29 protein-coding genes and 1 tRNA gene are annotated in these 26665 nt (G+C 59.4%); 11 read left to right on the top strand and 19 right to left on the bottom strand.

The window, feature by feature from the left end; genetic code table 11:
* Positions 1–2: 2 nt before the first annotated feature.
* Complete coding sequence (gltB, locus tag E8M77_RS15595) at positions 3–4718, bottom strand: glutamate synthase large subunit (protein ID WP_137131548.1); 4716 nt, start codon at positions 4716–4718, stop codon at positions 3–5.
* Between the two features lie 429 nt (positions 4719–5147).
* Here gltB and E8M77_RS15590 point away from each other — a divergent pair, with 429 nt between their 5' ends.
* Together E8M77_RS15590 and E8M77_RS15585 are read left to right on the top strand one after the other, a co-directional pair.
* Positions 5148–6200: a low specificity L-threonine aldolase gene (locus E8M77_RS15590; RefSeq protein WP_137131547.1), complete on the top strand. Its 1053-nt coding sequence runs from the start codon at positions 5148–5150 to the stop codon at positions 6198–6200.
* 242 nt (positions 6201–6442) lie between these two features.
* Positions 6443–6919, top strand: coding sequence for an SgcJ/EcaC family oxidoreductase (locus E8M77_RS15585; protein WP_246659282.1), 477 nt, complete (start codon positions 6443–6445; stop codon positions 6917–6919).
* Between the two features lie 48 nt (positions 6920–6967).
* On the opposite strand, the gene E8M77_RS15580 is transcribed toward E8M77_RS15585, so the two are convergent.
* On the bottom strand, positions 6968–7825 hold the full coding sequence (locus tag E8M77_RS15580) for a LysR family transcriptional regulator (protein WP_137131546.1): 858 nt from the start codon (positions 7823–7825) through the stop codon (positions 6968–6970).
* Positions 7826–7915: 90 nt separating this feature from the next.
* Between E8M77_RS15580 and E8M77_RS15575 the strand changes: the two genes are divergently transcribed.
* Positions 7916–8902 carry a bile acid:sodium symporter family protein gene (locus tag E8M77_RS15575; RefSeq protein ID WP_137131545.1) on the top strand — a complete coding sequence of 329 codons (987 nt, stop codon included), beginning with the start codon at positions 7916–7918 and terminating at the stop codon, positions 8900–8902.
* 65 nt (positions 8903–8967) lie between these two features.
* On the opposite strand, the gene E8M77_RS15570 is transcribed toward E8M77_RS15575, so the two are convergent.
* Positions 8968–9450 (bottom strand): Hsp20 family protein, encoded by a 483-nt coding sequence (locus E8M77_RS15570; protein WP_137131544.1) that lies wholly within the window; start codon positions 9448–9450, stop codon positions 8968–8970.
* A 393-nt stretch (positions 9451–9843) separates the two neighbouring features.
* Between E8M77_RS15570 and E8M77_RS15565 the strand changes: the two genes are divergently transcribed.
* Entirely contained in the window at positions 9844–10812 is a 969-nt protein-coding gene (locus E8M77_RS15565) for an alpha/beta hydrolase (protein ID WP_137131543.1), read from the top strand.
* A 3-nt stretch (positions 10813–10815) separates the two neighbouring features.
* Here the strand turns inward: E8M77_RS15565 and hisN are convergent, their stop codons facing one another.
* Both hisN and E8M77_RS15555 read right to left on the bottom strand, forming a co-directional pair.
* Positions 10816–11589, bottom strand: coding sequence for a histidinol-phosphatase (gene hisN, locus E8M77_RS15560; RefSeq protein ID WP_137131542.1), 774 nt, complete (start codon positions 11587–11589; stop codon positions 10816–10818).
* 292 nt (positions 11590–11881) lie between these two features.
* On the bottom strand, positions 11882–12766 hold the full coding sequence (locus E8M77_RS15555) for an N-formylglutamate amidohydrolase (protein ID WP_137131541.1): 885 nt from the start codon (positions 12764–12766) through the stop codon (positions 11882–11884).
* Between the two features lie 178 nt (positions 12767–12944).
* Between E8M77_RS15555 and E8M77_RS15550 the strand changes: the two genes are divergently transcribed.
* Positions 12945–13307: a response regulator gene (locus E8M77_RS15550; RefSeq protein WP_137131540.1), complete on the top strand. Its 363-nt coding sequence runs from the start codon at positions 12945–12947 to the stop codon at positions 13305–13307.
* Between the two features lie 106 nt (positions 13308–13413).
* Positions 13414–13488, top strand: a tRNA-Val gene (locus tag E8M77_RS15545).
* 63 nt (positions 13489–13551) lie between these two features.
* Here the strand turns inward: E8M77_RS15545 and E8M77_RS15540 are convergent.
* The 4 genes from E8M77_RS15540 to E8M77_RS15530 all read right to left on the bottom strand — a co-directional run bounded on the left by E8M77_RS15540 (position 13552) and on the right by E8M77_RS15530 (position 15391).
* Positions 13552–14442 (bottom strand): site-specific integrase, encoded by an 891-nt coding sequence (locus tag E8M77_RS15540; protein ID WP_246659281.1) that lies wholly within the window; start codon positions 14440–14442, stop codon positions 13552–13554.
* Between the two features lie 95 nt (positions 14443–14537).
* The gene (locus tag E8M77_RS24255; RefSeq protein ID WP_246659280.1) at positions 14538–14885 is read right to left on the bottom strand and encodes an excisionase; all 348 of its coding nucleotides are present in this window, start codon (positions 14883–14885) and stop codon (positions 14538–14540) included.
* Positions 14878–15174, bottom strand: a complete 297-nt coding sequence (locus E8M77_RS15535) for a hypothetical protein (RefSeq protein ID WP_137131538.1) — start codon at positions 15172–15174, stop codon at positions 14878–14880. The genes E8M77_RS24255 and E8M77_RS15535 overlap by 8 nt, the downstream gene beginning before the upstream one ends.
* Positions 15175–15217: 43 nt before the next feature.
* Complete coding sequence (locus tag E8M77_RS15530) at positions 15218–15391, bottom strand: Arc family DNA-binding protein (protein ID WP_170975894.1); 174 nt, start codon at positions 15389–15391, stop codon at positions 15218–15220.
* A gap of 115 nt (positions 15392–15506) precedes the next feature.
* Between E8M77_RS15530 and E8M77_RS15525 the strand changes: the two genes are divergently transcribed.
* The 3 genes from E8M77_RS15525 (at position 15507) to E8M77_RS15515 (ending at position 17681) form a co-directional block, all read left to right on the top strand.
* Positions 15507–16097 (top strand): Arc family DNA-binding protein, encoded by a 591-nt coding sequence (locus tag E8M77_RS15525; protein ID WP_170975893.1) that lies wholly within the window; start codon positions 15507–15509, stop codon positions 16095–16097.
* Between the two features lie 370 nt (positions 16098–16467).
* Positions 16468–17190, top strand: coding sequence for a hypothetical protein (locus E8M77_RS15520; protein ID WP_137131535.1), 723 nt, complete (start codon positions 16468–16470; stop codon positions 17188–17190).
* A complete protein-coding gene (locus E8M77_RS15515; protein WP_137131534.1) occupies positions 17187–17681 on the top strand; it encodes a PIN domain-containing protein in 495 nt (164 codons plus the stop codon). The genes E8M77_RS15520 and E8M77_RS15515 overlap by 4 nt, the downstream gene beginning before the upstream one ends.
* Positions 17682–17691: 10 nt before the next feature.
* Here E8M77_RS15515 and E8M77_RS15510 read toward each other — a convergent pair whose 3' ends face one another.
* The 10 genes from E8M77_RS15510 to E8M77_RS15465 are packed head-to-tail and all read right to left on the bottom strand — an operon-like array spanning position 17692 to position 22934.
* Positions 17692–18237, bottom strand: a complete 546-nt coding sequence (locus E8M77_RS15510) for an HK97-gp10 family putative phage morphogenesis protein (RefSeq protein ID WP_137131533.1) — start codon at positions 18235–18237, stop codon at positions 17692–17694.
* Positions 18224–18478, bottom strand: coding sequence for a hypothetical protein (locus E8M77_RS15505; protein ID WP_137131532.1), 255 nt, complete (start codon positions 18476–18478; stop codon positions 18224–18226). Before E8M77_RS15505 ends, E8M77_RS15510 begins: the two co-directional genes overlap by 14 nt.
* Positions 18471–19133, bottom strand: coding sequence for a hypothetical protein (locus E8M77_RS15500; RefSeq protein WP_137131531.1), 663 nt, complete (start codon positions 19131–19133; stop codon positions 18471–18473). The genes E8M77_RS15505 and E8M77_RS15500 overlap by 8 nt, the downstream gene beginning before the upstream one ends.
* Positions 19130–19459 (bottom strand): hypothetical protein, encoded by a 330-nt coding sequence (locus tag E8M77_RS15495; RefSeq protein ID WP_137131530.1) that lies wholly within the window; start codon positions 19457–19459, stop codon positions 19130–19132. Before E8M77_RS15495 ends, E8M77_RS15500 begins: the two co-directional genes overlap by 4 nt.
* Complete coding sequence (locus E8M77_RS15490) at positions 19456–20625, bottom strand: phage major capsid protein (protein ID WP_137131529.1); 1170 nt, start codon at positions 20623–20625, stop codon at positions 19456–19458. Before E8M77_RS15490 ends, E8M77_RS15495 begins: the two co-directional genes overlap by 4 nt.
* Complete coding sequence (locus E8M77_RS15485; RefSeq protein WP_137131528.1) at positions 20616–21116, bottom strand: hypothetical protein; 501 nt, start codon at positions 21114–21116, stop codon at positions 20616–20618. Before E8M77_RS15485 ends, E8M77_RS15490 begins: the two co-directional genes overlap by 10 nt.
* Entirely contained in the window at positions 21103–21378 is a 276-nt protein-coding gene (locus tag E8M77_RS15480; protein ID WP_137131527.1) for a hypothetical protein, read from the bottom strand. Before E8M77_RS15480 ends, E8M77_RS15485 begins: the two co-directional genes overlap by 14 nt.
* Positions 21371–21949: a hypothetical protein gene (locus tag E8M77_RS15475; RefSeq protein ID WP_137131526.1), complete on the bottom strand. Its 579-nt coding sequence runs from the start codon at positions 21947–21949 to the stop codon at positions 21371–21373. Before E8M77_RS15475 ends, E8M77_RS15480 begins: the two co-directional genes overlap by 8 nt.
* Positions 21946–22188: a hypothetical protein gene (locus E8M77_RS15470; RefSeq protein ID WP_137131525.1), complete on the bottom strand. Its 243-nt coding sequence runs from the start codon at positions 22186–22188 to the stop codon at positions 21946–21948. The genes E8M77_RS15475 and E8M77_RS15470 overlap by 4 nt, the downstream gene beginning before the upstream one ends.
* Positions 22185–22934: a hypothetical protein gene (locus E8M77_RS15465; protein ID WP_137131524.1), complete on the bottom strand. Its 750-nt coding sequence runs from the start codon at positions 22932–22934 to the stop codon at positions 22185–22187. Before E8M77_RS15465 ends, E8M77_RS15470 begins: the two co-directional genes overlap by 4 nt.
* 581 nt (positions 22935–23515) lie before the next feature.
* On the opposite strand from E8M77_RS15465, the gene E8M77_RS15460 reads away from it, so the two are divergent.
* Both E8M77_RS15460 and E8M77_RS15455 read left to right on the top strand, forming a co-directional pair.
* Positions 23516–23893, top strand: coding sequence for a PH domain-containing protein (locus E8M77_RS15460; protein WP_137131523.1), 378 nt, complete (start codon positions 23516–23518; stop codon positions 23891–23893).
* A gap of 959 nt (positions 23894–24852) precedes the next feature.
* On the top strand, positions 24853–26655 hold the full coding sequence (locus E8M77_RS15455; protein WP_137131522.1) for a chloride channel protein: 1803 nt from the start codon (positions 24853–24855) through the stop codon (positions 26653–26655).
* Positions 26656–26665: the final 10 nt, after the last annotated feature.

Genomic DNA, 26665 nt, shown 5'->3' with positions numbered 1-26665 from the left:
AACTACTCCGCCGCAATACCCATGCGCATGCGCTCCATCTCCTCCAGCGCACGACGGTATTCGACCGGCATGACCTTGCGGAATTTCGGGCGATATTCGCTCCAACGGTCAAGGATTTCCTTGGCACGGTTGGAGCCCGTGTAATGCAGGTGGTTGGAGATCAGCTGGTAGAGGCGCTCCTCGTCATGGCGGGTCATGTCACCGGAGACGTCCACGCGCCCCTTGTGCATGAGATCGCCGCCACGGTGGTGGAGCTTCTCCAGCATGTCGTCTTCTTCCGGCACCGGTTCCAGCTCGACCATGGCCATGTTGCAGCGCTTGGCGAAATCACCGATTTCATCCAGCACATAGGCCACGCCGCCAGACATGCCGGCTGCAAAGTTGCGGCCGGTTTCACCCAGAACCACCACCACGCCGCCCGTCATGTATTCGCAGCCGTGGTCACCCACGCCTTCGACAACCGCCACGGCACCGGAATTGCGCACGGCAAACCGTTCGCCGGCCACACCACGGAAATAGCATTCGCCGGTGGTTGCACCGTAAAGAACCGTATTGCCGACGATGATCGAGTGTTCAGCGGCGAGCTTTGAATTTTCCGGCGGGCGCACGATGATCCGGCCACCCGACAGGCCCTTGCCGACATAGTCATTGCCGTCGCCCACCAGATCAAAGGTGATGCCGCGGGCAAGGAAAGCGCCGAAGGACTGGCCGGCCGTGCCACGCAGCGTGACATGGATCGTATCATCCTTCAGGCCCTTATGGCCCCAGCGCATGGCAAGCGCACCCGACAGCATGGCACCGGCGGAACGATCGACATTCTTGATCGGAACCTCGAACACAACCGGCTCCTTGGCCTCCAGCGCCGGCATCGACTTCTCGATCAGCTTGCGGTCGAGAATATCGTCGATCGGATGCTTCTGGCGTTCGGTCCAGTAGGTGGCTTCCTTCGGAGCCTCCACCTTGTGGAAAATCTTCGAGAAATCGAGACCCTTGGACTTCCAGTGGGCGATCATCTCGTCCTTCTCGAGCAGTTCCGACGCGCCGATGATATCGTCGAGACGGGTAAAGCCGAGCGAGGCCAGGATTTCGCGCACTTCTTCGGCAACGAAGAAGAAGTAATTGATCACATGTTCCGGGGCACCCTTGAAGCGCTTGCGCAAGACCGGATCCTGCGTGGCAACGCCGACGGGGCAGGTGTTGAGATGGCACTTGCGCATCATGATGCAGCCGGCGGCAATCAGCGGTGCCGTGGCAAAGCCGAACTCGTCTGCGCCGAGAAGTGCGCCGATGATCACGTCACGGCCGGTCTTCAGGCCGCCATCCACCTGCAGGGCGATGCGCGAACGAAGGCCGTTCAGCACCAGTGTCTGCTGGGTTTCGGCAAGGCCGATTTCCCAAGGGGAACCGGCATGCTTCAGCGAGGTGAGCGGCGAGGCCCCCGTGCCGCCATCAAAGCCCGAGACGGTGATATGGTCGGCGCGCGCCTTGGCAACGCCGGCGGCAACCGTGCCGACGCCGACTTCCGAGACGAGCTTGACCGAAATATCCGAGACCGGGTTGACGTTCTTCAGGTCGAAGATCAGCTGGGCCAGGTCTTCGATCGAATAGATGTCGTGGTGCGGCGGCGGCGAAATCAGGCCGACGCCCGGCGTTGAGTGACGGGTCTTGGCAACCGTGGCATCCACCTTGTGGCCGGGCAGCTGGCCGCCTTCGCCGGGCTTTGCACCCTGCGCCACCTTGATCTGCAGCATATCGGCATTGACCAGATATTCGGTCGTCACGCCGAAACGGCCAGAGGCGATCTGCTTGATGGCCGAGCGTTCCGGATTGGAGGACCCATCGGCCAGCGGCAGGTAGCGGTCGCTTTCCTCGCCACCCTCACCGGTGTTCGACTTGCCGCCGATCCGGTTCATGGCGATAGCCAGCGTCGTATGCGCCTCGCGGCTGATCGAGCCGAAGGACATGGCACCGGTGGAGAAACGCTTGACGATATCGACAGCCGGCTCGACCGCATCGACCGAGATCGGCGTGCGACCCAGTTCGGCGGCGGACTTCACCTTGAACAGTCCGCGAATGGTGTTCATGCGCAACGCGCTGTCGTTCACCATTTCGGCAAATTCGCGGTAGCGGTCCTGGCTGTTGCCGCGCACGGCATGCTGCAGCGAGGCAATCGCATCCGGCGACCAGGCATGGCTTTCGCCACGCATGCGGTAGGCATATTCGCCACCGACATCCAGCGTTGTGGCCAGAATCGGGTCCTTACCGAAAGCCGAGGTGTGGCGCGAAACGGTTTCCTCGGCAATTTCAGTCAGGCCAACGCCTTCGATGGAAGTGGCAGTGCCGAAGAAATACTTCTCGACCAGTTCCGACGACAGGCCCACTGCGTCAAATATCTGCGCGCCGCAATAGGACTGGTAGGTCGAGATGCCCATCTTGGACATAACCTTGAGGATGCCCTTGCCGACAGCCTTGATGTAGCGATAGACGACTTCGTCTTCCGATACTTCCTTCGGGAATTCGCCCTTCTTGTGCATGTCGATCAGCGTATCGAATGCGAGATAGGGGTTGATGGCTTCCGCGCCGAAGCCGGCCAGGCAGCAGAAGTGATGTACTTCGCGCGGCTCGCCGCTTTCCACCACGAGACCGACCGAGGTGCGCAGACCCTTGCGGATCAGGTGATGGTGCACGGCAGCGGTGGCCAGAAGCGCCGGAATGGCGATGCGGTCCGGGCCGATCTGGCGATCCGACAGCACGATGATGTTGTAACCGCCGCGCACGGCCGCTTCCGCCCGTTCGCACAAACGGTCAAGCATTTCCGGCATGCCCTCGGCGCCACGCTCCACATCATAAGTGAAATCGAGAGTCTTGGTGTCGAAATGGTCTTCCATGTGGCCGATGGAGCGGATCTTTTCCAGATCGCCATTGGTCAGGATCGGCTGGCGCACTTCCAGGCGCTTGGCCTTGGCCATTCCTTCATGGTCCAGCAGGTTGGGACGCGGGCCGATGAACGACACGAGGCTCATGACCAGCTCTTCGCGGATCGGGTCGATCGGCGGGTTCGTCACCTGCGCAAAGTTCTGCTTGAAATAGGTATAGAGCAGCTTCGACTTCGCCGACATGGCAGAGATCGGCGTATCCGTGCCCATCGAGCCGACGGCTTCCTGGCCGGTCGTCGCCATCGGCGACATCAGGATCTTGGTGTCTTCGGTCGTATAGCCAAACGCCTGCTGGCGGTCGAGCAGCGATACGTCGCGACGCAGCGCACGCGGCTCCACGGGCTTCAGGTCTTCCAGAATGATCTGGGTGCGATCCAACCAATTCCGATAGGGATGCTTAGTGGCAAGCTCGCTCTTCACTTCCTCGTCGGAAACGATGCGTCCCTTTTCCATGTCAATGAGCAGCATCTTGCCCGGCTGCAAACGCCACTTCTTGATGATCGTTTCTTCCGGCACCGGCAGAACACCGGCTTCCGATGCCATGATGATGCGATCATCATCGGTGACGACATAACGCGCCGGACGCAGGCCGTTACGGTCCAGCGTCGCGCCGATCTGGCGACCATCGGTGAAGGCAACGGCGGCCGGCCCATCCCACGGTTCCATCAGAGCGGCATGGTATTCGTAGAAGGCCTTGCGCTCAGGCGACATGGACTGGTTGCCGGCCCAGGCTTCCGGGATCAGCATCATCACCGCATGGGCCATGGAATAGCCGCCGCGCACGAGGAATTCGAGCGCATTGTCGAAACAGGCGGTATCCGACTGACCTTCATAGGAGATCGGCCAAAGCTTGGAGATATCGTCGCCGAAGAAGGGCGAGGACACGGACGCCTGACGCGCCGCCATCCAGTTCACATTGCCGCGCAGCGTGTTGATCTCGCCGTTATGGGCGACCATGCGGTAGGGATGCGCCAGCTTCCACGACGGGAAAGTGTTGGTGGAAAAGCGCTGGTGCACGAGGGCAACCGCCGTCTCGAAACGCGGATCGGCGAGATCCTTGTAATAGGCGCCCACCTGATAGGCGAGGAACATGCCCTTGTAGACAATCGTCGAGGAAGACAGCGACACCGGATAGAAGCCGGTCTCCTCGCCACCAAAGGCATCATAGATCCGGTTGGAGATGACCTTGCGCAGCAAAAACAGCTTGCGCTCGAAATCATGGTTCGTCGCGGCATCGCGGCCAGCGCCGATGAAGATCTGACAGTGATAGGGTTCGGTCGCGGCAATATCCGGCGCCTTGGACAGTGAGGAATTGTCGACAGGCACGTCACGGAAGCCAAGGAACTGCTGCCCCTCTTCGGCCACGACATCGATCATCACCTGCTTGAAGTGCTCGATCTGGGCCGGATCACGCGGCAGGAAGACGTGGCCGACGGCATATTCGCCAGCCTTGGGCAGGGTCACACCCTGCTTAGCCATTTCCTCGCGGAAGAAGCGATCCGGGATCTGCACCAGAATGCCGGCACCATCGCCCATCAGCGGGTCGGAACCGACAGCGCCACGATGGGTGAGGTTTTCCAGGATGAACAACCCATCCTTGACGATCTGGTGCGACTTGACGCCCTTCATATGGGCAATGAAGCCAACGCCGCAGGCATCATGCTCGTTCTTAGGGTTATAGAGCCCCTGAGCAAACGGCATGCCCGAGAGAGAACGACGGGCCGGCGAAGCGGCTTTCACGGTCTCGCCAGCGGCACCATGCACTGTTTCAGCCTTCGTCATCGTCTTTCCTCCTTCAGGCCGCGCGAGCGGACAAGGTTGACAGGGATTGAGCACCAATCGGCACCCGCTATTCCTACACAGCGTGAGTGCACCGCAAAAGACAGCCAACCGTCAAGAGCAAAGGTTAACTGTTTTTTGCGGCATTCCGCTCGAATTAGGACAGGAAGACTGCCCTATTTGTGGAATTCTATGCCAGATTATACGCCTTTACGCAAGATCGTCGCCATAAAAAATCCGGGCAGTTTCGATGTAAAATTAGCGAAAGCTGCCCATGGGCGTAATTTTATTGCGCCTTCCCTCAATAGTCTAAGAGTTTCATTGCCGCCGGAACAGGTCCGCGCGCGAGAGAGGGCAAAAACCGGTTGATCAGAGCGTTGATCGGCCTAATCTCCGGCCTTCCTTCCAGACCATCACCGAAAGCCATTTTCCATGTTCTTTGCCTCGGACAACTGGGCCGGCGCCCATCACGCGATCAATGAACGGCTGATGCGGGAATCGACCCGCTTTGCCGCAGCCTATGGCACCAGCGCGCTGGACCAGGCGATCGAGCAGCGCTTCAACGAAATCTTCGAGCGCGAGGTGGCGGTGTTCTTCGTCGCCACCGGCACTGCGGCCAATTCGCTGGCGCTGGCAAGCCTTGCCAAGCCCGGCGGCGTGACCTTTGCCCATTCCGAAGCGCATGTGATCGAGGATGAATGCGGCGCGCCGGATTTCTTCAGCGGTATGCGCATGTCACCGGTGCCGGGTGCGCTGGGCAAGATGGACCCCAGGCAGTTGCGCAATCGCATCGGCCGCTACCCGCAGGATGCCGTCCATCACGGCCGCGCCACTGCCGTGACCCTGACCCAGGCAACCGAGGTCGGCAGCATCTACAGCCTGACCGAGATCGACGAGATCGCCGCCATCGCCAAAGAACATGGCCTGCCGCTGCACATGGATGGCGCACGCTTTGCCAATGCGCTCGTGCATCTGGACGCGACACCGGCGGAGATGACCTGGAAGCGCGGCGTCGATGTGCTGTCCTTCGGCGGCACGAAGAACGGCTGCTGGTGCGCGGAAGCCATCGTCTTCTTTGATCCGGCCATGGCCAGGGAACTGCCCTTCATCCGCAAGCGTTCGGCGCAGCTTTTCTCCAAATCCCGCTTTATCGCCGCGCAATTTGAAGCCTATCTGCAGGAAGATCTCTGGCTTCAACTGGCACGCCACGCCAATGCCATGGCCGACCGGTTGCGCGCCGGGCTTTCCGCCTCCAACAGCGCCCGGCTCGCCTGGGAGACGACATCAAACGAAGTGTTTGCCGTCATTTCGAAGGAGACGGCCAAGACTGCCGAGGACAAGGGCGCCAAATTCTACGACTGGCTGGAACCGCATGACATGCCGGAGCCCGTGCGAGAGGGGGATATGCTGATCCGCCTCGTCACCAGCTTTGCCACCGAAACGCAGGATGTCGATGCGTTTCTGGACGTCATCGCCGCCGGTTGAGTGCGCAATAGCGTGTTGCAAAGAGGGCGCGGGAGCGATTCCGCGCACTGCCATTGCGCAGAACAAGACAATCAAAACAACACATCAAAAAGTAGAAAATATTTTCAAGAGCTAAACACGCATTGTTTATGATTTTTATCTGACAATAACGTCAGAAGTTTTCAGCAAGCCAAAGCTTAAAATATCTGGTTCGACCACCTACCTGTTGATTGTCATCAACGAACAACAGGAGATTTCGATAAATGATGAAGACCATGGCAGCTGCAACCTTGACGGTTGCTTTCATGATGAGCGGCGGTGCAGCTGCCTACGCAAAGAGCCAGTCCTGCCCGGATGTGACCGAAAAGCAGGTCGAGGGCCTGTTCACCCAGTTCAACGATGCCTGGGCCACCAAGGACCCGGCAAAGGTCACCAGCCTGTTTACCAGCCATCCGGTTCTGCTTGCCACGGTCTCGAACGAGCCTCGCACGACGCCAGCGGCCGTCAACGATTACTTCGTCTCGTTTCTGAAGGGCAGCCCGGTCGGTCGCATCGATACATCGACCATCGAGATCGATTGCCAGACCGCATCGCGCGTCGGCACCTGGACGGTGACGCTGACAGACGCGGCAACGAATGCCAAGACCGAGGTGAAGGCGCGCTACAGCTTCCTCTATCGCTATGAAGGCAACCAGTGGAAGATCGACCATCTTCATTCATCGATGATGCCACAGAAGTAAGCGGTCTCGACTGACGCTTTCATCAAGGCCGCCCGCCTCGACCCAGCCTCACGGGGCGTGCGGCACGATCTGCGCAATGACGAGGTTTGACAGGGCCTCGACGAGGGCTGTATCGGCGCCGCGGCGCGAAACCAGCACGAACTCCACATCCTCCAGCGCCGGCAGCCTGTCGCCGGCAATTTCGCGCAGGCCCTCCGGTGCCATGCTGCGCGGCTGTACCAGCACGCCCATACCGGCGCGGGCTGCAGCCGTCAGCCCGGAAAGGCTGCCGCAGGTGCAGACAATCCGCCAGGCCACGTTGTCCCGGTCCAGCGCCTGCTGGGCCACCCTTCGGGTAATGCTGGGCGGCGGAAAGGCAATCAGCGGCAGCGGCTCGCCCTCGCGCATTGACAGGAGATCGGGATCGCGCGCTAGCCAGACCAGCGGCTCGCGGTACAGCAGCCGGCCATGCGTTTCGCCGATATGCCGCTTGGCTAGCACCAGATCGAGATCGCCCACCTCCTGCATCTGGTAGAGAGTGGCGCTGAGCGCCACCGTCAGCTCAAGATCGACGAGCGGATAAAGCCGGATGAAATCCTCCAGAATGCCGGTCAGACGATTGGCCACCACATCTTCCGACACCCCAAGCCGCAACCGTCCGCGCAGGCGCGTCTGCGAAAACAGCGCGAGCGCCTTGCCGTTCAGATCGAGCATGCCGCGCGCATAGCCGATCAGCGCCTCGCCTTCCGCCGTCAATTGCACCTGATGCGTGGTGCGATCGATCAATTGGCGACCCAGTGCCTTTTCCAGCCGCTGGATATGCTGGCTGACGGTCGATTGGCTGAGGCCCAGGCGCTCGGCTGCCAGCGTAAAGCTGCCGGTCTGCTGCAGCATGGTAAAGCTCGTCAGGTGGGCAAGGTTCAGCATCTATTGCGATCCGTGATAACTGTTAGTGTTTGCATCCTGGATCATGATGAGCGAGGCGTAAAGCCTGCTGCCATTCTGGAAGGACCCCGCATGTCCCGTTTCCTGCCCGATCGCTTCACCATGATGCTGATCGCCACTGTCATCATCGCCTCGCTGGTTCCGGCGAGCGGCGCATTTGCCGACTATTTCGGCATGGCGACCAAAGTCGCCATCGCTCTTCTGTTCTTCCTGCATGGCGCACGCCTGTCGCGTGATGTGGTGATTGCCGGCGTACTGCACTGGCGCCTGCACCTGACTATTCTCCTCGTCACCTATGCCATCTTCCCGCTTCTGGGACTTGCCGCCGGCTTCATTCCCGGCGAGATCCTGAAGCCCGAGCTTTATGTCGGCATTCTGTTTCTCTGCGTCCTGCCCTCCACAGTACAATCATCGATCGCCTTCACCTCGATGGCCGGCGGCAATGTGCCGGCCGCCATCTGTTCGGCATCGGCGTCCAACCTGTTCGGCATGTTTCTGACGCCGCTTCTTGTCGGCCTGCTGATGACCACCAGCGGCACAACCGGCTTTTCCTTCACTGCGCTGGAAACCATCCTGCTGCAGCTTCTCGCCCCCTTCATCCTCGGCCAGATCCTCGAACCCTGGATCGGCAAATGGATACGCTCGAAGAAGACGCTTCTGTCGCCGATCGATCGCGGCTCGATCTTGATGGTCGTCTATCTCGCCTTTTCCGAATCGGTGAACGAGGGCCTGTGGCAGACCTTCTCACTCACCGATATCGGCGTCGTCGTGGCGCTGGATGTCCTGCTTCTCGCCGTCGTTCTCACCATCACCATGTTCGGCAGCCGGCTTCTCGGTTTCAACAAGCAGGATGAGATCACCATTACCTTTTGCGGCTCCAAGAAGAGCCTTGCCTCGGGCGTGCCGATGGCCGGCGCCATTTTTGCCGGCCAGAGCATCGGCGCCATCGTTTTGCCGCTGATGCTGTTCCACCAGATCCAGCTGATGGTCTGTGCCGTGATTGCACAGAAATATGCCTCCCGTCGCAGTGCAGACCAGTCCGCACCAGTGACAACCTGACATCATGCAAAAGGCCCCTCCCGCTGCCGGGAGAGGCCTTCACAGCCTTTAAAAGGGCTGATGGATCAGTTGACTTCGTGGGGCTGCGGCTGCGCCTCAATGGTCTTTTGCGTTTCCACCACGTCGGCGGCAATCGCAATGCGGCGCGGCTTCAGGGTTTCTGGAATATTGCGCAACAGATCGATGTGCAGCAGGCCATTCTTCAGCGAGGCCGCCTGAACTTCCACATGATCGGCCAGCTGGAAGCGACGCTCAAAAGCGCGCTTGGCAATGCCGCGATAGAGATATTCGGTCTTGACGGCTGTCTCGTCGTCAAACTTTTCGCCCTTCACCGTCAGCACATGGGCATGCGCTTCGATGCTGAGTTCGCGCTCGTCAAAGCCGGCCACCGCCATGGTGATGCGGTAGGTCGTCTCGCCGGTGCGTTCGATATTATAGGGCGGATAGGTCTGGGCCTGTTCAGGCTGGCTCACGCCATCCAGCATCGAGAAAAGACGATCGAAGCCGACGGTGGAGCGATAGAGGGGGGTAAAATCAACGTGACGCATGGTGTCCTCCTGGGAAGCGACGTTTGCGGTGATATAGATTTCGGCCGACACCCCATCTGGCTGCATCGACCGTGTGCGCAGGCCCATCTGGCGCCTGCCACCCTGAGATGGGAGTTGCAAAAATCTGCTTCAAGGCCCCTCCCGACCAAAAATATTTGTCAGGATCCGCGCGATGAATGGCAGATGAACCGACGATTCGGGAAAGGTTCAGCCGGACACTGCTAATCCTCATCTCAACCGGCAGGATCTGCCGCCGGCGGCTGAAGTCACGTCCCTTCTCTTCAGCCGGATTTTCCAGCCGGCACGGGTACCCCTCTCCCGTTGCCGGCTTTTTTCTTTGACGGTTGCGGGCAGAGCCCCTATCCGTTGAGCAAAGAATGGAGCGGCGATCCCATGGACGAAATCCTTTTCTCCACGCCGGAGAACCCGGCTCCGCCCAACCATCGGGCCGGTTTTTTCGAAGGACATGGCGGCGTGAAACTTCGCTATGCGCTTTTCCGCTCCGAGATTTCGCCTGCCCGCGGCACTGTCGTGCTTCTGCATGGGCGCAATGAATTCATCGAGAAATATTTCGAGACGATCCGCGACCTGAACGCCATGGGCCTTTGGGTCGCGACCTTCGATCTGCGCGGCCAGGGCGGTTCAGATCGGCTGCTGAAAGATCCGCGCAAGGGCCATGTGCGGCGCTTTTCCGAATATGAGCGGGATCTCGACCTCTTTCTGCAAAAGATCGTGCTGCCCGATGCCCGCCTGCCCTTCTTCATCATCGCCCACTCGACTGGCGCGCTGATTGCGCTGTCTGCCGCGCCGCGCCTTTTGAACCGCATCGAACGCATGGCACTGGCCGCCCCCTTCGTGGCGCTGACCGGGCAACAGCTACCGGAACACTGGATCCGCCGGCTATCGGCCGGCTTTTCCATCACCGGCTTTGGCCAGCGCTCCATGGGCAAGGATTTTGGCAAGCGCCCCTTTCCCGGCAATCCGCTAACCTCCGATGCCAGGCGTTTCGCGCGCAATACGGCCATCAGTGCCGCGCGGCCGGACTTCATCATCGGCGCGCCCACCGCCCGCTGGCTGCACGAGACGCTGAAAACGGCAAGCCGTGTAACGCAACAGGCGCATCTGACGCGCATCACCATTCCGACGCTGATATTCGCGCCGATGCTGGATGGCGTCGTGCCCTATCTGGCGCAGGAGGCGCTATCGCGCAATTTCCGCGCCGGCCAACTGGTGACAATCACCGGCGCACGCCACGAGATCTTCCAGGAACGCGATGTCTTTCGCGTCCAGGCGCTAGCCGCCATCGAGGCCTTCATGCCCGGCAGCGAGCCGGTCACCGGATTTTCAGAGGTGGTCGTCTGAGGATCAGGCCGAAAGAAGCGCCATCGCCTCGTCATAGACCGCCCGGCTGCCCGCCGCGATAATGCTGCCGCCCTGTTCCGGCCGTCCGCCATCCCAGGTGGTGATCACGCCGCCGGCCTGCTCGATGAGCGGGATCAGCGCGCCGACATCATAGGGCTTCAGGTTGTTTTCAACCACGAGATCCACATGGCCGGCTGCCAGCAGCGCATAGGCATAGCAATCGGTGCCATAGCGGAAGAGCCGCGCCTTTTCCTCGACGCGCCGATAGCGGGCAAGCTCATCACCGTCAAAAATATGCGGCGAGGTGGTGAACAGGATCGCCTGCGACAGTGATCCGCAATCGCGGGTGCGGATCTGCCGCTCACCATCCGGCCCGCGATACCAGGAGGACGTGCCATCGGCAAAATAGCGCTCGCCGGTAAAGGGCTGATCGACCATGCCCATCCGACCGCGACCATTGGAATAAAGACCGATCAGCGTGCCCCAAACCGGGACACCGGAGATGAAGGCCCGCGTGCCGTCGATCGGATCGATGACCCAGACATGTTCACGATCGAGCCCGATCGAATCATGCTCCTCACCCAGCAGGCCATGCTCGGGAAAACGCGCGGTGATCAGATCGCGAATGGCGGTTTCAGCGGCACGGTCGGCTTCGGTCACCGGATCAAACCCGCCCTCAAGCTTGTTGCTGACCAGCGTGCCGGTGCGAAACCGCGGCAGTGTCTCGTGCTTGGCGGCATCGGCAAGGGCATCGAAGAAGGCGCGATCAGGCATCATGGGGGAAATCCAGACTGAGGAGAAAGGCTGCAACCGTTCTAGCCGATCAGGCGGGCTGAGCAAGGCCGAAATGCCTTTCAATCCCGCGCTTCCGTCAGGAATGCCTCACTTATAATCACAATCGAAACGTGCTTGACAATTGAGCAGCCATTGATAGTCTCATCCTACAGTCTCTTGACTGTAAATACCCTCCTTGGGTGTTTCCTCCCTAGACTTAGCCGCGCCACAAGCGCGGTTTTTTTTGCCCGCATCACGATGCGAACTGCGGCAGTCTCACTGGGAAAATCTTGGATTATTCGGCGGCCAGCGTCATATCCAGGCTGAAATCCTCGGCAAATTCCACCATCTGGCGCATGAAGGTCGAAAGTGCTGCGGCAATCAGCTCGAATTCCGGCTTTTTCTCCAGCGTCACTTCATCGACATAGAGCGCACGGTTAACCTCGATCTGCAACGCATGCAGGCCGCGCACCGGCCGACCGTAATGTTCGGTGATGAAGCCGCCAGCATAGGGCTTGTTGCGCACGGCATTGAAACCCATGTCTTCGAGAATATGAAGTGCTGCGCGCGACAGTTCCGCCGAAGCGCTCGTTCCATAGCGATCGCCGATGATGAAATCCGGCCGGATATCCGAGCCGGCAAGGCGGATATTGCCCGGCATGGAGTGGCAATCGATAAGGATTGCAAGGCCAAAGCGCGCATGGGTACGGGCAATCAACCGCCGCAAGCAGGTATGATAGGGCTTGTAGATCGTCTCGACGCGGGCAAGCGCTTCGGCCACCGGCAGGCGATGCGCATAGATCTCCATATTTTCGGCAACAATGCGCGGGATCGTGCCAAGCCCGCCGGCCACCCGCATGGACCCGATATTCACATAGGATGGCAAGGCGCCATCGAACATGCGCGGATCAAGCTCATAGGGCTCGCGATTGACATCGAGATAGGCCCGCGGGAAATGCGCCAGGAGAAAAGGCGCACCGAAAGCCGGCGCATCGCCAAACAGTTCATCGACATAGTGATCTTCGGAGCGGCGGATGCCGGCTGCATCCAGCCGCGAGGCTGCCAGAAATTCGCTCGGGTAGATCCGCCCGCTATGAGGCGAATTGAACACGAAGGGAATGGTCTGCTCCTCGGGCTCCCGCACCTCGAAGGGTTCACAATCGCCCGTCACCCAATCCATGCGCCCTTTACCATGTCGTGAACAAGTCCATAGTCCATGTTGCCAGTTGCCTGCCGGGAAGTCCATACTATCTAAATCCCGAGCCAAGGACGCGCCACGCCTGCCATTCACTGCTTTTTTACTGCAAACCGGCTAGTGTCGATGCCTCCGGAACAAGAGAAACCACAAAACGGTCCTGATGATGCAAAAAATCCTTCTCGCAGAAGATGATAACGATATGCGCCGCTTCCTGGTGAAGGCGCTGGAAAAGGCCGGATACAAGGTCACGTCCTTCGATAACGGGGCAAGCGCCTATGACCGCCTGCGTGAGGAGCCTTTCTCCCTGCTGCTGACGGACATCGTGATGCCGGAAATGGACGGCATTGAACTGGCCCGCCGCGCCACGGAACTCGATCCGGATCTCAAGGTCATGTTCATCACCGGCTTTGCCGCCGTTGCCCTGAATGCCGATTCGAAGGCGCCGAAGGATGCCAAGGTGCTCTCCAAGCCCTTCCATCTGCGTGACCTTGTGGACGAAGTGAACAAGCTGCTTGTGGCGTAAGCCCGAATTTCCGGGCTCTTGGCGGTGACTGACAAAAAACAGTCACATGCCGGCGAAAAACTGGTTGACGGGCCGACCGCGTTGTGGTCTATCCGCCGCCACGGAAGGGCGTGTAGCTCAGCGGGAGAGCACTACGTTGACATCGTAGGGGTCACAGGTTCAATCCCTGTCACGCCCACCATCCGTTTAAAAGTGTTTTCAAACACTTCCGAGGTCTTATTCATAAGGTCCTCACTTTCCTAAATTAATTGCCCAAGCTTCGCCCATGGAACCGCCTTTTGGCGGTGCTCATGTGGCTTGGGGAGTGGTGTCCATAGGTCTCGCGGATCGTCTTTTCAGAGGTGCCGGTGAAGCCGGCAACTTCCCAAATCGGGTCGCCCCGTTGGAGCATCCAGGTGATGCATGTGTGCTTCATCACATGCGGCGTAACCTCGTCGCCAAGCCCTGCCAATTCGCAGGCTCTGGCCCATCCACGCCGCTCTTTCTTGATCAACCGACCATGATATTCCACAGGTCCATTGACGGTGATCCGACGCCAGCGCTTTACGTGAAGCTCGATACCGTCTTGGATCGGAACGGGCGGCCGGCGCTTCTTGGTTTCCGCTTGGCCTTCCCCACGTCGGTACATCACGCGATTCTCGATATCGAACCAGCCACCCGCCGAATTAGGAGACCAGCGCAAGGCAAGAATCGCCTCGTGCCGCGTGCCACTGTAAAGACCGATCAGAATGAACCGCGCGACATGGTAGCTCGGACGCGACATCCGTCCCCATTTGACAGGCTGACGGCTCTGGATATCGAATGCCGTGGCGGTTATGCCCAAAGCACCAGCCAGCAGCCGCGCCGCTTCCGATCTGGTGAGCCAGCGTTCGCGCGGGACTGATTTCCGGGGGAGCGTCACCGGAACGGGATAGATCAGCTTCTTTTCCTTGTAGGCGAAGTTAAGCGCAGCCTGCAGCGTCTCCAGCTCGCGCCGCGCCGTGCCCATGGCAACCGGCCGCTTGCCGATCTTCCCCTTGGTGCGCGCCGCTATATAGGCCCGGCATGCCGTGCCGTCGATGAAACCGCACATCTTGTCACCAAAAAAGGCCAACAGATGCGGCATATGAAAGCCGACAAGCTCCGGATGCGCCATCTCAGGTGCGCGATGTTCGCCATAAAAGGCAAGCACATCCGCAACCGCCACCTCTGCAGGTTCGCCGCGCCTCCAGTCAGGCCGATGCTTTTCGGCTAGGTAGCCTTGCAGGACGATTTCAGCCTTAGCCCGATCATCGAGGCTGCAGCCTGTGCTGCGTTCAGTCGTTCCATCGAGGATAACCCATTGTCCAGGTCTCCCCGATCGCGGCTTGCGCCAGTGCAGCCGCGCCCCTTTGGATTTTCGCGGCATTTTACCCTCATAGCCTTGATGTCGTTCAGTGTAGTGTAGTGCTTTCCCGCGATCACCTCGATCGCGAGATTGCCCTTGTAGAATTCCCGCCTCAATCCGTGCACGGTCATGGTGCCATCCGGGAAAGCCAGCTTGGCGGCAACCGCCAGCCTAATCGGCTGGTCATCGCCAATGAGTGAAACATCAACCATGGCCCGCAGCCTCCCAAATCAGCGCGGCTTGCCGGTTCGCCTCTTCGCGCGCCTTATTGATCATGCCTTCCGCCACCAGCAAAATGTCAGGGCACGGATCATCATCCCAGGTGTTGCGCTGCTCCTTGTTCGACACGGCAAGGTAAACCACGCGCACCAGATCGAGCGCGCGGGTAAGTTCTTCGCTGATTTCCGCGTAAGGGTCGGCCTTTTTCAGCTTGGCCAACGTCATCCGGCGGGGCGAAAGGCTTGCGCCCTCGCCGGCCTTTGGTGTATTGAGGTCTTGCATTGTTAGCTCCTCTTGGGGTTAGGAAAAAGCCGACGCTGGTTCTTCAGGCCTGAGCGTCGGCTTTTTGCGTTTCGTCGCCGCGATAGGCGCGACTTAATTGATAGATCACCTCAGCGTTCATGCTGCGGCACTGTTTCTCAGCTTCACTCTTGATGGTCTGTCGCATCCCCGATGGAAGACGAACCACAAATTTCTCTACGTCCTGATTTGGCTTCACGGTCTTAACTCCCCAATCACGAACCGATGATGGCACATGGGCATCATCGACGCAATACAGGTGATGCCCATGTGCCATCATTTATTTAGTGCCCATGTGCCAGTATGCATTGATGATGAGCGATACACCCACGAGAGATCAGAACAAATTCATCGTCCGCATGCCTGAGGGCATGCGCGAGCGCGTAAAAGTGAGGGCTGATGAAAACCGGCGCTCGATGAACGCTGAAATTATCGACCTCATCGAATCAGGCTTGGAGTTCAAGAAGGGCAGCGAAAGCCTAAGCCGGACCTTTGAAGAAATACGCGAATTAACACAAGAGTGGAAATCTCTTTATTATAAAGAGCGCTCAACATCTCAATCATATATTTCTCTTATAAGAAGCTTCTCGCAACTAATAGTTTTGAATAAAGGCGAAGTACCCGAATATATCGCTGATTACGCGAAGGAAATGCTTGGCACATTCGAAACTCTTGATAAATATATTTCATCCCTCCCGAATGAGCCGGCAGGTGTTGATGTAGATGCAGAAGAAAATTCGCCTCACGCGGAAAATCATCTTGATAACTTTGGCCTTAGTGCCGAGACCATAGACGCCATACTAGAAAAGCTAGAACGAGCAGGCGAAACACCAATAAGCGGCGCTGAAATCTTGCCGATAGCGAATATTTTGAAAGCGTTGCGTCCCGGCAGCGGTAAATCCTGATTACCGATAAGCTCCCTTATCGGAATTCAAGACACCAGGTCGAAACATTCCCGCCGAGAATGTTTGCACGCCCTGCCGCCGCCTTTGAAAGGTTGACTTGGAAAACCTTTGATCGAGCCCACCGGCCGGAAAAGGTCCAGACTTCGGACCTTTCACCAGGAGCGCCAACTGCGGATTTTCCGCAGTTGAGAGGCGTCGAGGCAACTGGGGAAATTCCCCAGTTGGTGGTCAATCTGACCATCAGGACGCGGCGGGTAAAGTCATACGACGCCTTAGCCGTATGGCACATTTTTTGTTCTGTGACGTTAATTTGGCTTAAAGCTGTGTTAGGGGATAGCAAGTAGGCTCACAAAATGGCGCGGAGGGTAGGATGAGCGATTTTCTTGAATATTCATTCCGCATCATCGGCCCAAAGCCGAACACGATCTCTATGGCTCGCCTTGCCGTTTATATGGTCGAACTGGCCAAGCTTATGGGCGCAACTGAGTGCGTACATTTCAAAGAGATTCTCGACAGTAGCGTGAACATCATTGCATATGCGGAGGAACAATCGGTTGCAACGATTTCCCCCCGCATTCGCGAGGCTGCGCAGAACGACAACGACGCCGATGCAGCCGCGCCGTGGCGGAAGCTGAACGAGTTTTTGGCGGAAGATGGCTGGACGGCAGAAATGCCTTTGCCGAAGGGCGGAGAAGTGATCGCGTTTCCCGGCTCTGCAAAAGCTTCAAAAGTTATACGGGTGGTCAACCAGCACACATCCGTTCAAGGACGCCTGATCCGCATCGAAGGAGCTGGCGATCAGGTGAACATTGGCTTGGAAATCGATGGTGACCTTAACGCTCGTATTTCAATGCCGAGCGCTTACGCCATCCCACTGGCGAAGTTGTTTCATCAATACGTCAAGATCAGCGGGGATGGCAGATGGCGACGGGACACAGGAGGCCGCTGGTTTCTTGACAAGCTGTCCGCCACATCCTTTGAGCCGCTGCATGATGAGCCATTGACGGACACGCTCGAAAGACTGCGCGATATACTGCCGGCCGGTGGCGGTTCTAGCATAATCGAAGCCATCGAAGAGCTGCGCCGCGCATGATTGTCGTCGATACTGTTTTTCTCGTCTTAATGATCGATCCGCAAAGCACCCAGGATCAAGGCCGAGTGGCTAAGGTGCAGCATTTTGTGCGCACCCTATCGAATAGCTCAACACTCATTACTGTACCCTCCCCTGCGATAGCCGAGCTTGTGGCAGGAAGGGCGGAACGAATTGAGGAAGTTGTCGAGACCTTACGCCGGCTGAAGGGCTTCACCGTGCAGGCCTTTGATGAGGTTATTGCCATCGAAACCGGTGAGAGAATTGCGCAGCATCAGGCGCAATTGCGTCCTGAGGAACGCGCCCCTCATTGGAAGGCAACCATGAAATATGACGCCATGATCGCTGCCACGGCCATCGTACGTGGCGCAAACGCGCTCTACACCGCCGATCCAAACTTGGGCAAATATCTCAGGGGAAGCACGGTAGAGCTAAAGCTGATCGATGATCTCCCCGAGCCCGAGTCGTCTCGCCAGCCTTCGCTCGACCTATAGAGGCGCAGGTTTAAGTCTTCACTCGCTTGGCAGCACGTTTTGCCGCACGCTGTGTGGCCTTGGTGATTTCATTGCCCAGCTCGGTCTTGATAATCTCCAGCGCCGTGTCTTTCTCACTGTCCCAGGCCGGGCGCATATAGGGCTTGCCGGGCTGATCTTTCGAGCCGAATTCCTGCACGATCGTCTTTTCCGCCGCCTGCTTGTTGCGGGTGTGTGCCGGCCCCACGAATACCTCTGTCAGCGTGTTGCTGGCGCGCCGGGCCGCGCGCATGGCGGCAACCGCCTGCCCCTGGTCGCCGCCGCCCTGCATCACCTTGGAATATGCGATATCGCCGGGATCATGATTTGCAGGCGCTTTCGTGCTGACGACAATGCGCTGTTTCAGTTCGCCGGTATCCTTTGGCGCAAGGCTTTGAGCCTTGTTCTTGATGGGCTGCGCAGCCTTCACCAGGGTACGCTTTCCAACATTGCGAGCCGTCGCCTTTGGCAGCTCCATCAGCGCCCTTTCCAGCTCTTTGAATCCTTCAAGGCGGATGCCGCCCTTATTCGGTGCCATTCAAGCCTCTCCCGAAATCAGGCGGGGTCAATCCAGCAGCCTGCAATGATTCCTCGATAGCGGCATCCAGGACGGCCATATTCAGCTCCGCACCGTCGCCGGCCGCCTTCACGCCCCAATCGGCAATGAGGGTCAACATCGCTACATGAATTGCGCCGCGAGGCACGCCGGCAAGCTCCAGCGTCCTGATCGACTTTTGAAACACGTCGATAGCGAAGTCTTCAGCCTGGTCCTCACGCATATTCAACCGCCGTTTCCCGCTGGCGTGCGCGGCGAAGATAATCCCCCACCTGATCAGGCCAGCGCTTGAATATGCGCGTGACAATGCCGCGGCTGCCGATCGTCGTGATTTGCCCGAATCCACCCACGCGACCGTTTTCCCGCTGAATGTCCAGCAGATCGGCAAGTGCGCGCTCGCCATCGGCAAACAAGGCGCTTTTGTCACCGTCCAGGCGATCGAGAATCATACGCAGCCGATCGTCATCGACTTGCGGTGAAGCAAACAGCGAATCGACCTCGAGCAACTGAAAAGGCTTCATGCCAGGATGCGGAATGCTGGACACCAGGAAGGCAAAGCCGGCCGTGCCATCTGTGCCGACAATCAGCAAATCGAACCGGTAGACCCACGGCAGAAGCCGGGCGCGCCATCCATATGTTTTGGCAAGAGCGGCGGGCAAAGCCTGACGCAATTCCGCCTGACTGGCGAATGTCGACACATACCACATCAAACGCCGCACGATCGGCAATGAACCGCGACCAGCGACGGCAATGCCGAGGTGCGGAACAGGCAGAACCTTGGGCGTCAATCGCCCAAACCATCCGCCTGGTGTCGTCGCCGCGCCATCGGTGATGATGTGGGCATTTGCGCCCCTGACATAGGCAATCAGGGCGCTCATCTGGTGCGCCCAACGTTGCAAAAGCCGTATGACGGCGCGATGGCGAAACCTACCTTGAGAACTACAGAACCAATGGAGCCGGATAAAAGTGCACCACCGAATAAAGCAGTCGTGACCGGCTCGGCATGGGCCGGCACGGCAAAGCCCACCAGGGCGAGGCCGGCAAGGCATGCACTCTTGAAGATTTTCATGTTGTCACCTCTGAATTTACCTGAGGAAATGCCGCCGCACCCGCACTTAACGGGCCGGCGGCTGCCGAGGTTGTGACGCACACTCACGGCTTGTGCGGCCTGGTCGGAGCGTCGTGACCAGGCGGGAAAGATCATTCAGCGATCTTCAGGAGCTTCAGCGCGTCGTCATTCGTGACGCCGCCACCAACACGCCGATATCCGTAAAACAGCACGTTGGGCTTACTGGTGTAGGGGTCGCGCAGCATCTTGATGCCGGGCTTTTCAACGATGCAGTAGCTCAGCGGGAAATTTCCGAACGCGATCGGGAAGGCGTTCGCGGCAACGTCCGGCATGTCTTCGTTGATTTCCACGGCATATCCGAGAAGCGAAGGCGGAGCGCCGGCCGTCATGCCATCACGCCAGATGTAATTCCCCTGGCCATCCTTGAACTTGTCGACAATGGAAGCCGTGTTACTGTTCATCATCCACACAGCGCCGGCACGGTAAGGCGCGCGAAGCGACCACATCAGCGACTTCAGGGCATCGGCGGCGGCGCTGGTGGCGAAGCCGGCGGCGGCACCGCTTTTGACGAACTGCAGCTTGCCAGCCGCGCGCACAAAGTCCTTTTCCTCGGTCGTCGGATAACTCAGGAAACCGCGCGGCTTGCCGGCACCATCCGCATTAACGAAGGAGGAACCTTCGCTGCGTCCGAACTTGTCGGAAATCTTCGTTTCGATCCATGCGCCCAGGTCGCGCGACGTATCGTCAAGAAGGCGCTGCGTGACAGGCTGAAGCGAGTAGATTTCATGGGCGGGAATGCGCCACTTGCCAATCTGTGGCGTTGTGGTTGCCGGCCGGCCTTCGCTTTCGCTAACCCACGTCGCGCCGGCCTCGCCGCGATCGTCGATTTCTTCGAACGAATCACCCGCGCCGATGGTTTCGAAGCGCGCCAGACGCCGCATCGGGGAAATATCGAACAGGCGCTGTGTCATGCCGGCGCTGAAATTCGGCAGCACGGTATAGCCGCCGTCCGGATCGGAACCGGCGCGCAGCGTCTTCAGCTCTGTTTCGTCGCCCGTGCGGATGAAGGTATCAAGCGCCTTGTGTTCGGCCACCAGGCCAGCGCTGCGCTTGGAACCCGGAAGGCCTGGCAACGATCCATTGCCGCCGAACATGCCGACACGGTTCATTTTCGCCTCAAGCTCTTCGCGTTCCTTGCGTTCGGCTGCAATGGCGGCGTCGATACCGTCCAGCTTGGCTTTCACACCGTCGAAGGCCTTGCCCTGAAGGGTGATCAGGTCTTTCAAATCATTCAGGTCCATTGTCTCAACTCTTCCGTTTGCGCGCGGATCATGTCTGCCAGATCGTCAAGCGCGCTAGATTTGTCTTCACCGATCGAGGCCCAGCCATTGGCGGCTATGGCTTTCGCTGCGGCGCGTGAAAATCCGTTGGTGCGGAGAAATGCCTCAAAGTCGCGGCGCGACTTGATCGCATCGGCGGCGGTCTTTGGCTCTGTTGAGGAGGGTTCAGACGGTCCACCAGGCGCATTCACGGACAAAGTGCCATCATCATCGGCGTGCGCTTGGCGTTCGTCGCCTTCATCCGGCCTGCATCCCGCAGGTTCGGTTTCGGCGTGTTCGGCTTGCGTCGTTTCGTCTGAGTTAGGCTTTGCCTCGTTTGCCCAGCATCCCACTGGCGCGCCTGAGGTGGTCTCGGCGGAAGTCCCTGCATCCCGCAGGCAGCTTTCGTCTGACACGGCGGCAAAGCTGGCATGATCCGGCACGGCTGACAAGGGGGCATTATTCGACAACATGCAAATTCCCCCGTTTTGGGTCATGCGTCACTCGGAAGCCCGCCGCCATGTGCTCCAGCAGCTCGGCCACATCGAAGCGGCTGGCACCCGCGCCGGACATGAGGACCGCCGCGCCGGCCTTCACCGCGCCCTCAAAAACCATTTCTGGCGATGCTCCCAGGCGTGCGAAGGCAGGAACAAGCTCAAAAATCGAATTGACGACTGTATCGACGGCTTGAGCGTGCGCGGCATCATCCGCCGTGGTGTCGGTCTGGTCAGTCATCGTTGATCCTTTCGGTTTGGGTGAAGAGGTCAGGCGTTGCCGGCCGATCGGCAGGCTTGCGCAGCGAGGCCAGCTTGCAGGCGTGGCTGCACCAGTGCGGCGCGCGTCCGGTGGATCGCGGCGGCGGAGAAAAGTCGCGGCGGCAGGCGCGGCAGGTGATGAGGCCGGCGGCGGGCTTGCCAGCGTGGGCGCTTCTCCACTCCCGCACCTGGTCGGCCTTCGAAGCGTGCCGGCATGGGTCGGAACAGAAGCGCAGCGGCCGGCCCCATCGCAGCGACTGCGAAAACGGCGCACCGCACCACGAACACGCATTTTCGCGAATTTCGGGCTGTTTTTTGGATTTTGCGGAATGGTTTTCCGCGTCGTGGCCGAACAGGTCGAGGATGCCCGTCGCATCGCTGGCAATGGCGCGATTTTGTTCTAATGCCTTGCCTTCACTGCCCTTTTCGGTCCCACAAAAAAGTTTTATCGCCAAAATATCGCGCCGCTTTTTTTGTTTTGAGAGCACCGGTCTTGAAGCGCAAGGCTCTGAACTTTTGACGGGGGGCGGGGTCTGTGTCTGGTTCGTCATGGCTTGCCTGCCCGTCTGAACGCCTGCAGCGTCTCGATCGTCAGAGCCCAGCCATCAGCCGGCGCAATCTCGATCTGTCGGCTATCGCCAGCGATCCGAAACGCCACCACCGCAGCACCAGGCCAGCCACGGCGCACCGCCTCTGCCTCCAGGTCTGCCAGCAGTTCGGCAAGCAATGAGGCCTCGTCGCTATGCCGATCGACAAGCCTTCCGCCGCATGTGATCGAGCAATCCATCATCTTCGCCACCCGTTCAGGGCAGGAAGGGAGGCCAAGTCGAACAGAGAACGCGCCTCATCATTCCGCTTTGGATCACCAGCCACACGCAAGGCGTGCAATGGGCTCCAAGCCGGTTCGGCCTTCACCCTCTCAAGAGCCCTTTTGCCGTTTCGATTGTACTCAGAGAGAGAGTTATTATCTCCAGTCTCTGAAGTGTTCAGACGTTTGAACCCTATGGCGCGCTTGATCCAGCCGATCCACGACGCGCATACAATCTTGATGACGTTCGTCAGGCTCTTGCCGCCCTGCTGCGGACGCTCCCTGACGCTGATCTGTGAGCGCTCGCGAGAACGCGCCTTGCGGATAGCGTTCTGCACACTGGTCCGGCTGACGCCTGCAATGCGCCCGATCTCGTCGAGGCACAGATCACAGAAGCCCTTACGCCGGCATGCATCGGCAATGACTGCCAAGGCGGCGCGCTCTGCTTCGCTATAACCGGCCCTCACGTCAGGCGGCATGCTGCCACCTCCGGCCCACTTGCGCCGCCGCTCGATTGCCTTGGAGCGTTGTTCTGGTGTCAGCCGTGCGCGCGCCGCCGCCTTCATGGCCCGCTCTGTCGAAACGGATAGCGCCTGGCGCTGGTGCGCTTGTGTGACCGGCTTCGTTGCCAGTCCGTCGGCAATGCGCTGCTCATAGCCATTCAGGGGACGATGGGCGAAGCGCGAGAGCGACCGCAACAGCGCGGGGGATGCTGAAAGGTCAGCCATCGGCCATGCCCTCCCCCGCCGCTGTCACCATCATGAGGACGCAAGCCCAGCTTACCGCCGCCACGATTTCCATTTGGGGAAGTCGGAACTTCTGACGAAGGACGGGAAAGAACGGCCCGGATATTTCATGAAGGTGCGCCGCCAACCATTGCGCAGCGCGTTCGATATTGCCCAAGCTATGCCCAAGATAAGGGCTTGTTGAAGCCAGAAGCGCGTTGACGCGATGGGACGAGGTAGTTAGAGAACGGCCGGTTTTACTGGGTGCGTACCGTGTTGACATCGTAGGGGTCACAGGTTCAATCCCTGTCACGCCCACCATTCCATTCTAAACGTTGAGAAATCCGCTTCGGCGGATTTCTCCGTTTCTGGGGTTCAGGTAGTCCCGACCAAGCCTCACCAGCCATCGCGACAGCACAGAGAATCAGCTCAAGATCTCAGCGCCAGCCGCAGCTATTCTGCACCGAAACCGAGGCTCTCCAGACGATCACACCCTCATTTGACGCGTCCGGGGGCTGAATTCCCCTTCCCTCGTCCCTATCTCTCCGACGAACAAAACTGGCGTTTACGGGAGAGATAGAAGAATGGGACTTTTCGACAGCCTGCTCGGCCATGGATCGAGTGTTGACCCTGCCGACATCAGGAAGCGCCTGGATGGCGTGCTGATCGATGGCGAACAGCCGCAGCTGGCTTTTCGAATCGTGCGGGATTTCTTCGTCTTCACCCAGCACCGACTGATTCTAGTGGATATCCAGGGCATCACCGGCAGCAAGGTTGAGTATATGACCATTCCCTACCGGGCGGTCACACGGTTTTCGGTGGAAACGGCCGGCACATTCGATCTGGAATCGGAATTGCGCATCTGGGTATCCGGCAGCGAACAGCCCATCCAGCGTACGCTTGGCAAGGGATCGGATGTGCGCGGCATCCAGCGGGCGCTGGCAACCGGCATCTGCCGCTAGGCGGTCTGACTGCCAGATCCATCTCCACGCACATCGATCTCCAAGCACAAAGGGCAGGCTCTCGCGAACCTGCCCTTTGTGCATATCCAGATCCTACCAGCGCGGCGGCGGCCCCCAGTCACCGCGCGGTGGCGGGCGATGGTAATCGCGCGGCGGCGGGGCCCAGCCCCATTGCGGCGGCGGTGGCGGGCGATAGCGCGGCGGCGGAGGCGCCCAGCCCCAATCCCGCGGCGGTGGTCGGTAGTAACGGTCCGGCGGTGGGCGACGGCGCGGCACGCAGTCACCATAGCGCGTCTGACGCCAGCCGGGACCGCAGGCATAATCGACCGGCTGCACCAGCGAGGGCGCGGCAAGGGTGCCCTGGCTGGCCGGGGCCAGCGGCATGGGCTGCGCCTGGCTGATGACGGGGCCGCTCATCAAAAGTGCGGCGGCGAGAAGAAAGGCCTTCATGGAGAAACCCTCGGGTGAATGACTGTCCCGATCCTAGGGCTCGCCCTGTGAACGGCGGCTGAATTAGCCGTTCATCAAACAGTCGCGCAAACTATCCTATGCAGGAGGCGGGACCCGATGGATGAAACACCCTGTTGACCATCAGCGCTTGACAGGATCGCTCCGCGTTACAATTCATACCAAGCGTCGATGATAGGAACCTATTGCGTGGGACCGGAGACGTTCATCCGGCAAGGAGCATACCGGAGAGCGATGCTCCCGCATCGGTCGAGGATTGCGACATAGCCGGCGAACGAAATCCGGCCCATCCGAAGGACCGGGCAATTTTGCCTCCCGGACTTTGTCGAAAATCAAAATCGCTCCAGCGCAATCGGTTTCTATCGTCGACACTTGGTATCAGCTCTTGCGCTTGCACGGCAAGTCTGGTTCCAGAGGCCTTGCCACGCATGGCGCATCTGCGGCCATGACATCCGGTGCGGCTGAGGCCGCCCAGAGAATGCAGGAAGACAATGCGCCTGATCCCATCCTTCTTCTCCCATGCGCTCCTGAAGCCTATCCAGGCACGGGGCAAGCTCATCCGGAAGAAGGCTTTCGCCCGCGGCAGCGAAATCGGCCTCATCGTATCGGGTGCCACCATTGGCGTGGCGGCCGGCACCGCCGTCAGCGTCATGAGCTGGATCTCGCGGGCGATGCACAGCCTGATCTTCGGCATCGACATGTCGGAATGGCTGAGTTCGGCCGAGATCGACAACAGACTGATCGTGCTCATCGCCCCCATCATCGGCGGCATGCTGCTCGGTCTCTTCCTCTATATCCTCAGCCGAAAGCGCCGGCGCCCAATCATTGACCCGATCGAGGCAAACGCCCTTTATGGCGGCCGCATCTCCCTGACCGACAGCTTTATCGTGGCAGCCCAGAACCTCATCTCGAACGGATTTGGCGCCTCTGTCGGGCTGGAAGCCGGCTATACCCAGCTCTCCACCGGCATCGCCTCCAAGCTTGGCACCAAGCTGAAGCTGCGCCGCGAGGATATGCGAATCCTCGTCGGCTGCGGTGCAGCCGGCGCCATCGCCTCGGCCTTCAATGCGCCGCTGACCGGCGCCTTCTATGCTTTCGAACTGATCATCGGCACCTATAGCATGGTGGCGCTGGCGCCGGTGGTGGTGTCGGCCATCATCGCCACCTTTGTCGCTCGCGGCCTCTCAGGTGACAGCTTCCTGATTGAAGTGGGTGAAATCGGCACGATAATGCCCGCCGATTACGTGCCCGCCATCCTGCTCGGCGCCATCTGCGCCGGCATCGGCATCCTCATCATGCAGGGCGTCGCCTTCGTCGAGGAAATGGCGCGCAAGAGTTCGCTGCCACCTCACGTGCGCCCAGCGCTCGGCGGCATCGTCATCGGCCTGCTTGCGCTTGTCACGCCGCAGGTTCTCTCGGCCGGCCATGGCGCGCTGCATCTCAACCTCGACAGCGACGCACCAGTGCAGATCCTCATCGGGCTTTTCCTGCTCAAATCCTTTGCCTCAGCCATTTCCATCGGTTCGGGCTTTCGCGGCGGGCTGTTCTTCGCCTCGCTGTTCATGGGGGCGCTGGTGGGCAAGATCTTTGCCATGCCGGCAGACCTCATCACCACCGGCTCACTCACACCCACAGTGCTGGCCGTCGTCGGCATGAGCGCGCTGGCGGTCGCTATCATCGGCGGACCGCTGACCATGACCTTCCTTGCCCTGGAAATCACCGCCGACTTTCCCATCACCGCGCTGGTGCTTGCCGCCGTCATCACCTCCTCCGTCGTGGTGCGCACCACATTCGGCTATTCCTTTGCCACCTGGCGCTTTCACCTGCGCGGCGAAAGCATTCGCAGCGCCCATGATGTCGGCTGGATCCGCAATCTCACCGTCGACAAGCTGATGCGCGCCGATGTCAAATGCGCCAAGCTTGACGTCACGCTCGAAGCCTTTCGCGAAACCTTCCCGCTCGGCTCGGCCAAGCGGGTGGTTATCACCGATGACAGTGGCCGCTATACCGGCATCATCTCTCTGCCGGATATCTATGCCGATGAGGCGGAAGCCATCAAGCCGCGCACACAGCTTGCTGATTTCATTCGGCACCAGAATGATTTCCTGCTGCCGCAGATGAATGCCAAACAGGCTGCCGGGATTTTCGAGGAAACGCATGCCGAAGCGCTGGCGGTGATCAGCAATCTCATCGATCGGCGGGTTATGGGCCAGCTCAGCGAGGCGCATACGCTGCGCCGCTATAGCGAAGAACTGGACCGGCAGCGACGGGAAGCCGTGGGCGAAGTCACGTAAACACGTAAAA

Source organism: Rhizobium sp. FY34, assembly GCF_005222845.1.
Lineage (GTDB): Bacteria > Pseudomonadota > Alphaproteobacteria > Rhizobiales > Rhizobiaceae > Neorhizobium.
This window is presented reverse-complemented; position numbering and strand designations above follow the sequence as displayed.

What these genes read in the sequence shown, in the direction of transcription:
- gltB (WP_137131548.1), bottom strand. Translation starts at nt 4,718, where the DNA reads ATGACGAAGGCTGAAACAGTGCATGGTGCCGCTGGCGAGACCGTGAAA.
- E8M77_RS15590 (WP_137131547.1), top strand. Translation starts at nt 5,148, where the DNA reads ATGTTCTTTGCCTCGGACAACTGGGCCGGCGCCCATCACGCGATCAAT.
- E8M77_RS15585 (WP_246659282.1), top strand. Translation starts at nt 6,443, where the DNA reads ATGATGAAGACCATGGCAGCTGCAACCTTGACGGTTGCTTTCATGATG.
- E8M77_RS15580 (WP_137131546.1), bottom strand. Translation starts at nt 7,825, where the DNA reads ATGCTGAACCTTGCCCACCTGACGAGCTTTACCATGCTGCAGCAGACC.
- E8M77_RS15575 (WP_137131545.1), top strand. Translation starts at nt 7,916, where the DNA reads ATGTCCCGTTTCCTGCCCGATCGCTTCACCATGATGCTGATCGCCACT.
- E8M77_RS15570 (WP_137131544.1), bottom strand. Translation starts at nt 9,450, where the DNA reads ATGCGTCACGTTGATTTTACCCCCCTCTATCGCTCCACCGTCGGCTTC.
- E8M77_RS15565 (WP_137131543.1), top strand. Translation starts at nt 9,844, where the DNA reads ATGGACGAAATCCTTTTCTCCACGCCGGAGAACCCGGCTCCGCCCAAC.
- hisN (WP_137131542.1), bottom strand. Translation starts at nt 11,589, where the DNA reads ATGATGCCTGATCGCGCCTTCTTCGATGCCCTTGCCGATGCCGCCAAG.
- E8M77_RS15555 (WP_137131541.1), bottom strand. Translation starts at nt 12,766, where the DNA reads ATGGATTGGGTGACGGGCGATTGTGAACCCTTCGAGGTGCGGGAGCCC.
- E8M77_RS15550 (WP_137131540.1), top strand. Translation starts at nt 12,945, where the DNA reads ATGATGCAAAAAATCCTTCTCGCAGAAGATGATAACGATATGCGCCGC.
- E8M77_RS15540 (WP_246659281.1), bottom strand. Translation starts at nt 14,442, where the DNA reads ATGGCGCATCCGGAGCTTGTCGGCTTTCATATGCCGCATCTGTTGGCC.
- E8M77_RS24255 (WP_246659280.1), bottom strand. Translation starts at nt 14,885, where the DNA reads ATGGTTGATGTTTCACTCATTGGCGATGACCAGCCGATTAGGCTGGCG.
- E8M77_RS15535 (WP_137131538.1), bottom strand. Translation starts at nt 15,174, where the DNA reads ATGCAAGACCTCAATACACCAAAGGCCGGCGAGGGCGCAAGCCTTTCG.
- E8M77_RS15525 (WP_170975893.1), top strand. Translation starts at nt 15,507, where the DNA reads ATGAGCGATACACCCACGAGAGATCAGAACAAATTCATCGTCCGCATG.
- E8M77_RS15520 (WP_137131535.1), top strand. Translation starts at nt 16,468, where the DNA reads ATGAGCGATTTTCTTGAATATTCATTCCGCATCATCGGCCCAAAGCCG.
- E8M77_RS15515 (WP_137131534.1), top strand. Translation starts at nt 17,187, where the DNA reads ATGATTGTCGTCGATACTGTTTTTCTCGTCTTAATGATCGATCCGCAA.
- E8M77_RS15510 (WP_137131533.1), bottom strand. Translation starts at nt 18,237, where the DNA reads ATGGCACCGAATAAGGGCGGCATCCGCCTTGAAGGATTCAAAGAGCTG.
- E8M77_RS15505 (WP_137131532.1), bottom strand. Translation starts at nt 18,478, where the DNA reads ATGCGTGAGGACCAGGCTGAAGACTTCGCTATCGACGTGTTTCAAAAG.
- E8M77_RS15500 (WP_137131531.1), bottom strand. Translation starts at nt 19,133, where the DNA reads ATGAGCGCCCTGATTGCCTATGTCAGGGGCGCAAATGCCCACATCATC.
- E8M77_RS15495 (WP_137131530.1), bottom strand. Translation starts at nt 19,459, where the DNA reads ATGATCTTTCCCGCCTGGTCACGACGCTCCGACCAGGCCGCACAAGCC.
- E8M77_RS15490 (WP_137131529.1), bottom strand. Translation starts at nt 20,625, where the DNA reads ATGGACCTGAATGATTTGAAAGACCTGATCACCCTTCAGGGCAAGGCC.
- E8M77_RS15485 (WP_137131528.1), bottom strand. Translation starts at nt 21,116, where the DNA reads ATGTTGTCGAATAATGCCCCCTTGTCAGCCGTGCCGGATCATGCCAGC.
- E8M77_RS15480 (WP_137131527.1), bottom strand. Translation starts at nt 21,378, where the DNA reads ATGACTGACCAGACCGACACCACGGCGGATGATGCCGCGCACGCTCAA.
- E8M77_RS15475 (WP_137131526.1), bottom strand. Translation starts at nt 21,949, where the DNA reads ATGACGAACCAGACACAGACCCCGCCCCCCGTCAAAAGTTCAGAGCCT.
- E8M77_RS15470 (WP_137131525.1), bottom strand. Translation starts at nt 22,188, where the DNA reads ATGATGGATTGCTCGATCACATGCGGCGGAAGGCTTGTCGATCGGCAT.
- E8M77_RS15465 (WP_137131524.1), bottom strand. Translation starts at nt 22,934, where the DNA reads ATGGCTGACCTTTCAGCATCCCCCGCGCTGTTGCGGTCGCTCTCGCGC.
- E8M77_RS15460 (WP_137131523.1), top strand. Translation starts at nt 23,516, where the DNA reads ATGGGACTTTTCGACAGCCTGCTCGGCCATGGATCGAGTGTTGACCCT.
- E8M77_RS15455 (WP_137131522.1), top strand. Translation starts at nt 24,853, where the DNA reads ATGCGCCTGATCCCATCCTTCTTCTCCCATGCGCTCCTGAAGCCTATC.